Source organism: Mesorhizobium sp. M7A.F.Ca.CA.003.01.2.1 (assembly GCF_003998945.1).
Taxonomy (GTDB): domain Bacteria; phylum Pseudomonadota; class Alphaproteobacteria; order Rhizobiales; family Rhizobiaceae; genus Mesorhizobium; species Mesorhizobium ciceri.
Genome location: NZ_RZRA01000322.1, coordinates 1 through 5,495 on the forward strand (window position 1 = coordinate 1; position 5,495 = coordinate 5,495).

At 63.6% G+C, this 5,495-nt stretch carries 6 protein-coding genes; 4 read left to right on the top strand and 2 right to left on the bottom strand.

The genetic code is table 11. The features are described from left to right. The 3 genes from EN969_RS14890 to EN969_RS14900 all read left to right on the top strand — a co-directional run. Nucleotides 1-348, top strand: a 348-nt coding sequence (locus tag EN969_RS14890; RefSeq protein ID WP_127419211.1) for a transporter substrate-binding domain-containing protein, incomplete at its 5' end; no start/stop codon positions are given. Between the two features lie 127 nt (nt 349-475). Beyond that, complete coding sequence (locus tag EN969_RS14895) at nt 476-1,156, top strand: amino acid ABC transporter permease (protein WP_013529174.1); 681 nt, start codon at nt 476-478, stop codon at nt 1,154-1,156. Further along, the gene (locus EN969_RS14900) at nt 1,153-1,923 is read left to right on the top strand and encodes an amino acid ABC transporter ATP-binding protein (RefSeq protein WP_013529175.1); all 771 of its coding nucleotides are present in this window, start codon (nt 1,153-1,155) and stop codon (nt 1,921-1,923) included. Before EN969_RS14895 ends, EN969_RS14900 begins: the two co-directional genes overlap by 4 nt. Before the next feature lie 181 nt (nt 1,924-2,104). On the opposite strand, the gene EN969_RS14905 is transcribed toward EN969_RS14900, so the two are convergent. Together EN969_RS14905 and EN969_RS14910 are read right to left on the bottom strand one after the other, a co-directional pair. Continuing rightward, nucleotides 2,105-2,716, bottom strand: coding sequence for a LysE family translocator (locus tag EN969_RS14905; protein ID WP_127419212.1), 612 nt, complete (start codon nt 2,714-2,716; stop codon nt 2,105-2,107). A gap of 157 nt (nt 2,717-2,873) precedes the next feature. Then, nucleotides 2,874-3,533: a response regulator transcription factor gene (locus EN969_RS14910; RefSeq protein ID WP_063169189.1), complete on the bottom strand. Its 660-nt coding sequence runs from the start codon at nt 3,531-3,533 to the stop codon at nt 2,874-2,876. A gap of 130 nt (nt 3,534-3,663) precedes the next feature. On the opposite strand from EN969_RS14910, the gene EN969_RS14915 reads away from it, so the two are divergent. Further along, a complete protein-coding gene (locus tag EN969_RS14915) occupies nt 3,664-5,433 on the top strand; it encodes an ATP-binding protein (RefSeq protein WP_127419213.1) in 1,770 nt (589 codons plus the stop codon). The last annotated feature ends 62 nt before the right edge of the window (nt 5,434-5,495 follow it).

Sequence of the window (5,495 nt, forward strand, 5' to 3'; positions counted from 1 at the left end):
AAGTCGGCGCAGTCGCTGACCTCGAATTTCGGCAAGCTGGCCGAAACGAACGGCGCCGAGCTGGTCGGCACCGATGGCTTCGACCAATCGATCCAGCTGCTTCTGACAGGCCGTGCCGACGCCACGATCAATGACAGCCTGTCGTTCCTCGACTTCAAGAAGCACAAGCCCGACGCCAATGTGAAGATCGCCGCGCAAGAGGAAAACGCCGACTATTCCGGCGTCATCGTGCGCAAGGGCGATCCGGAGCTGGTCGCGGCGATCAACAAGGCGCTGGCCGACATCAAGGCCGACGGCACCTATAAGAAAATCTCCGACACCTATTTCGGCCAGGACGTTTCGAAGTAATCTATGAGGCGGGCCGCTCCGCGGCCCACAGGACATATCGAGCGGCGAGTCGTCTTTGACGGTCCGCCGCTTTTGTCGTGATATGTCGCGCCTCGACGAAAGCCTCGACTTATTTGGAGGGTCTTACGTGCCGCACTGGCTGCAACTGATGCTGGAGTCGCTGCCTTCGCTGTTGTGGGCGGCGCTGATCTTCACCGTGCCGCTGACGCTGTTGTCCTTCGTCCTTGGGCTGACCGTTGGGTTGGGTGCGGCGCTTGCCCGGCTGTTTGGTCCGAAACCGCTGGTCGCGCTGGTGCGCTTCTATGTCTGGATCTTCCGCGGCACGCCGCTGCTGGTGCAGCTGTTCCTTATCTTCTACGGCCTGCCGTCGGTCGGTATCCTGCTCGACGCCTTCACGGCGGCGTTGATCGGCTTCACGCTCAACATCGGCGCCTACACGTCGGAAATCATCCGCGCGGCCATAGGGTCGGTGCCGAAGGGCCAGTGGGAAGCGGCCTATTCGATCGGCATGACCTGGAGCCAGGCGATGCGGCGCACCATCCTGCCGCAAGCCGGCCGGGTCGCGGTGCCGCCGCTTTCCAACACCTTTATCTCATTGGTCAAGGATACGTCGCTGGCCGCCGCCATCACCGTGCCGGAGATGTTCCAGGCGGCGCAGCGCATCGTCGCCACCACCTATGAGCCGCTGATCCTCTATGTCGAGGCGGCGATCCTCTATCTGGCGCTGAGTTCGGTGCTGTCGGCCTTGCAGACGCGGCTGGAGACCCGGCTCAACCGCTATGGCGGCTTCCTGGAGGCACGCTCATGATCGGCCTCAGCAACATCGAAAAGCGCTTTGGCGACAATCTCGTGTTGAAGGGCGTGACGGTCACCATTGCCGAAGGCAGCGTCACGGCGCTGGTCGGCCCGTCGGGCGGGGGAAAGAGCACCCTGCTGCGCTGTATCAACCTCCTGGAGATCCCGACCTCGGGCACGGTGCGCATCGGCGACGAGACGCTCGAATTCCATCCTGGTGGCAGGGTTCCGGCCAGGGATATCCAGCGCCTGCGGCTGCAGACCGGCATGGTGTTCCAGAACTTCCAGCTGTTTCCGCATCGCACCGCGATCGAGAACGTCATGGAAGGGCTGGTGACGGTGCTGAAATGGGCGCCTGAGAGGGCACGCGAGCGGGCGCTGGCTCTGCTGGAGAAGGTGGGGATGGCGCACAAGGCCGACGCCTGGCCGGCGACGCTGTCGGGCGGCCAGCAGCAGCGCGTGGCGATCGCCCGCGCCTTGGCGCCGTCGCCGAAAGTGCTGCTCTGCGACGAGCCGACCTCGGCACTCGACCCGGAACTGGCGCAAGAGGTGGTCGACGTGCTTGGCAAGCTCGCCAGTGAAGGCACGACCATGGTGATGGCGACGCATGATCTGCGCCTCGCCTCCAAGATCGCCAAGGAAGTGGTGTTCCTCGATGCCGGCGTCGTCGTCGAGAAGGGACCGGCCGCGGTGCTGTTCAACAATCCGGAGCAGCAACGGACGAAGCGGTTCATTGCGACGCTGAAGCAGGAGGCTGAGAAGGAAGGCGGCGGCGGGTAGGCGCGGCCTAGGGTCTGTAGAATTCGGGCGATGGCCCCGAAGGCGCGCCGGTTCCGGTATATCTTGCCGGATGCGCGAGCAGGCCGTCAGCCATCCTTCGGCATATCGGGCCTTGCCGCCAGCAGCCGCTGAAATTTCACCGTCAGATCTCCCTCGAAATCGCGGCTCTTCATTTGCAGGTTCAGATATGATGGCTGACGAGCGCCACGCCAAGTCCGATGAGGATCGAACCGCATGTCTTGGGGATCACCCACCCGGCGCCAGTGAACCGGCAAACGGCGAGCGAGGCGATGCCGACCGCCGCAAGGTCGGCCATCGAGAAGATGAGATTGACGATGATGCCGAGGATGAGGAACTGCAACCCGACGGCCATGCCGGCTGACGGATCCACGAACTGCGGCAGGAAGGTCAGGAAGAACAGTGCCGTCTTGGGATTGAGGATCTCGACGACCATGCTGTCGCGAAATGTGTTCGGGGCCGGCCTGGCACCATCCTCGCCCATCCGGTTCCAGCCCAGGAACATGGCAAGGCCCAGCGAAATGAGATATGCGGCGCCCGCCCATCGGATCACCAAGAAAGCGACCGGCGCGTGTTCCATCAGTGCGGCGAGCCCGACCGCCGCGGCCAGGATGTGCACGTAACAACCAAGATGGACACCCAGTGCCGCCATCAATCCCGCCTGACGGCCATGGGCCAGCGTCTGCGCTGTCATGTAGAGAATCGCCGGTCCTGGCATGCAGGCGAAGGCGAGTGTTGCGAGGGCGAACGGAATCCAGAGATCCAGCGATGGCATGACAGCTCCTCCCATGTGATCAAGCCGTGGGAGGAGTAGGCCGGGGGGCAGGCCGAAAACATACGGCGGATGCCGTATTTGGATGATGATCGGGTTTGGCTAATCTGCCGATGGTTAAGGGGCCGTTGCCGGGTTGCCCATTGTAGCGGCTGCGATATCAGCCGGTGGGCAATCCCAGACGAACCGCGTAGGCGGTCAGTTCGGCGGTGTTGTGGAGACTGAGCTTGCCCATCAGATTTTCGCGATGTTTGCGAGCGGTCGGCAGGCTGATGCCCAGTCGTTCGGCGATGTCGCGCGTGATCATGCCTTGCGCCACCAGTTGAAGGATCTGCCGTTCGCGCCGCGTCAGCGGTACCGGGGACAGGATTTCCTGCGCGGCTATCGGCTCGCTTTCCCTGCCTATATCGCTGACCGCGAAGCGAACGGTTTTCGCCAGATAGGTGCCTCCGTTCTTGACCGCTTCGATGGCAGCGCCGAGTTCCTCGGGATCGCCATCCTTGGTCAGGTAGGCGTTGGCGCCGGCGCTGAGCGCGGCGCGTACTGTCCTCGGCTCGACATTGGCCGTCAGCACCACGATCCGCAGGCGTGGCGCCAAGGTCCTGATGGTGGCGATAAACTGCATCCCGGCCACACCTGGCATGCCGAGGTCGAGGATCAAAAGGTCGGCGCGCGTGCTTCGCAGCTGGCCAAGCAGCGCCTCGCCATCCGCAGCCTCGGCGACGACCGAGACATTGTCCATAGCCGAGATAAGCAACTTCAGCCCCTCGCGCACGATGGCATGGTCGTCGGCGAGTATGGCGGTGAGCGAGCGGTTCATCGGGGCACCATCCAGGGCTGCAGCGGCGTATATGGATCGATCGCCAACTTATGCGAAACAGGTTGCCGGTAGATCAACGGTACCGGGGAAGACCGGCCGGAGAATTACTTGGGACAATTGGAGGGATTCGATGCAGGAAGACAAGATACGCCAGGCCCTGGTCGAACTCCTGTATCGCAATTCCTACGGCGTGGTCATCTCCAACATCGTGATCTCGATGGCGGCGGTCTATGTTCTGAGAACGGCCGTTTCCGCCAATTGGCTGATCGGCTGGCTGGCGGCGCTGTATCTGCTGACGGCTATCCGGGTGCTGGCGTCGCGCCGTTTTTTCAGCCGCTCAAGGGATCGCGGCTCGATCTTGCGCTGGGCATGGCTGGCCACGGCGTTTTCCTGTATGTCGGGCCTTCTGTGGGGGGTGCTTGGCTGGGTCGGCTTTATGCCCGAGGCGCCGATCGTGCTGTCCTTCACGGTCATCGTCCTGACTGGTCTCGTCTGCGGTACGGTGCCGTCGCTGTCGGCCTTTCCGCCGGCGCTGGTCGGTTCCATCCTGGCCACGGTGGTGCCGGTCGCCTTGCGCTGCTTGACCACCCAAAGCGATATTTCCGGCGCCTTCCTGTTCCTGCTCGCATCGCTGGTGGCGATCAATTTCTACTACTGCCGTATCACCTACCGCATGCTGCGCGAAACCGTCAGCCTGCGACTGGAGAACGAAACGCTGGTCGAGCACCTGCAAGAGGAACGCGACAGGGCGCAGACCGCCGACCGTGCCAAGACGCGTTTTCTGGCGGCGGCGAGTCACGATCTGCGCCAACCGATCCATGCCCTGAGCCTGCTGGTCTCGACGCTTGCCATATTGGGGCAGCGCGGCGACGTACCCTCCGGCGAGGCGCGCGATCTGGCCAGCCGGGCGAAATCGGTTGTCAGCAACTTCAGTGGGCTGCTCAACGCTTTGCTCGATATCTCGCGGCTCGATGCGGGCATCGTCACGGTCGCGAGCGAGGCGGTGCCGCTGCGCGACCTCTTTGGTGATCTTCGCAATGAATTCGCCGCCGAGGCAAAACAACGCGGACTTACGTGGCGCGTGGTAGACAGCAGTCTCTACGTCGACAGCGACCCGATGATGTTGAAGCGCATCCTCACCAACCTGATCTCGAATGCCCTTCGCTACACCAAGCAAGGTGGTGTCCTGCTGGGCTGTCGCCGGCGCGGCGCATGTGTGGAGATACAGGTCCTCGACAGCGGCCCCGGCATCCCCGCCGATCAGCAGGGGATGGTCTTCGAGGAGTTCGTGCAGTTGCAGAACCCGGCGCGGGACCGCACGCAAGGCCTGGGACTCGGGCTCGCCATCGTTCGCCGCACCGCCGAGCTGTTGGGGCACCCCCTGAAATTGGCTTCGACGTCCGGGCGCGGTTCCCTGTTTTCCATCACCGTCGCGAAGGCCGGCGCGGTGCAAGCTCGCTTGGAGGTCGACACGACATCGCCGGCCAGCAGTGCCGCCGGCATCATGGTGGTCGAGGACGAGGGCGACGTTCTCGATGCCATGGTGCGCTTGCTCAGCCTGGAGGGACATCGTGTCTATCCCGGCCGCTCCGCCGCAGAGGCGCAGGAGGCCCATACGGCGGCGCTGGCTGCCGGCGATGCGCCGGTCGACCTGATCATCGCAGACTACCGTCTCGAGAATGACACCACCGGCACCGACGCGATCCGTGCGCTTCACGCCCATATCGGCCGGCTTGTCCCGACCATCATCATTACTGGCGATACGTCGCCGGCGCGCCTCAAGGAGATCAGCGCCAGCGGCAGCCGCATCCTGCACAAGCCGATCGCCGACGAGGAATTGCGCGAGACCATTACCGCGGTCTGCTTTGGCGGCAAGGCGATAAGTGGCGACACACGTTAAAACGAAACGCGCGCTCGACGGCTCGGCGCGCCGGCAAGCCGCGATGCAGCACGCTGGTGCGC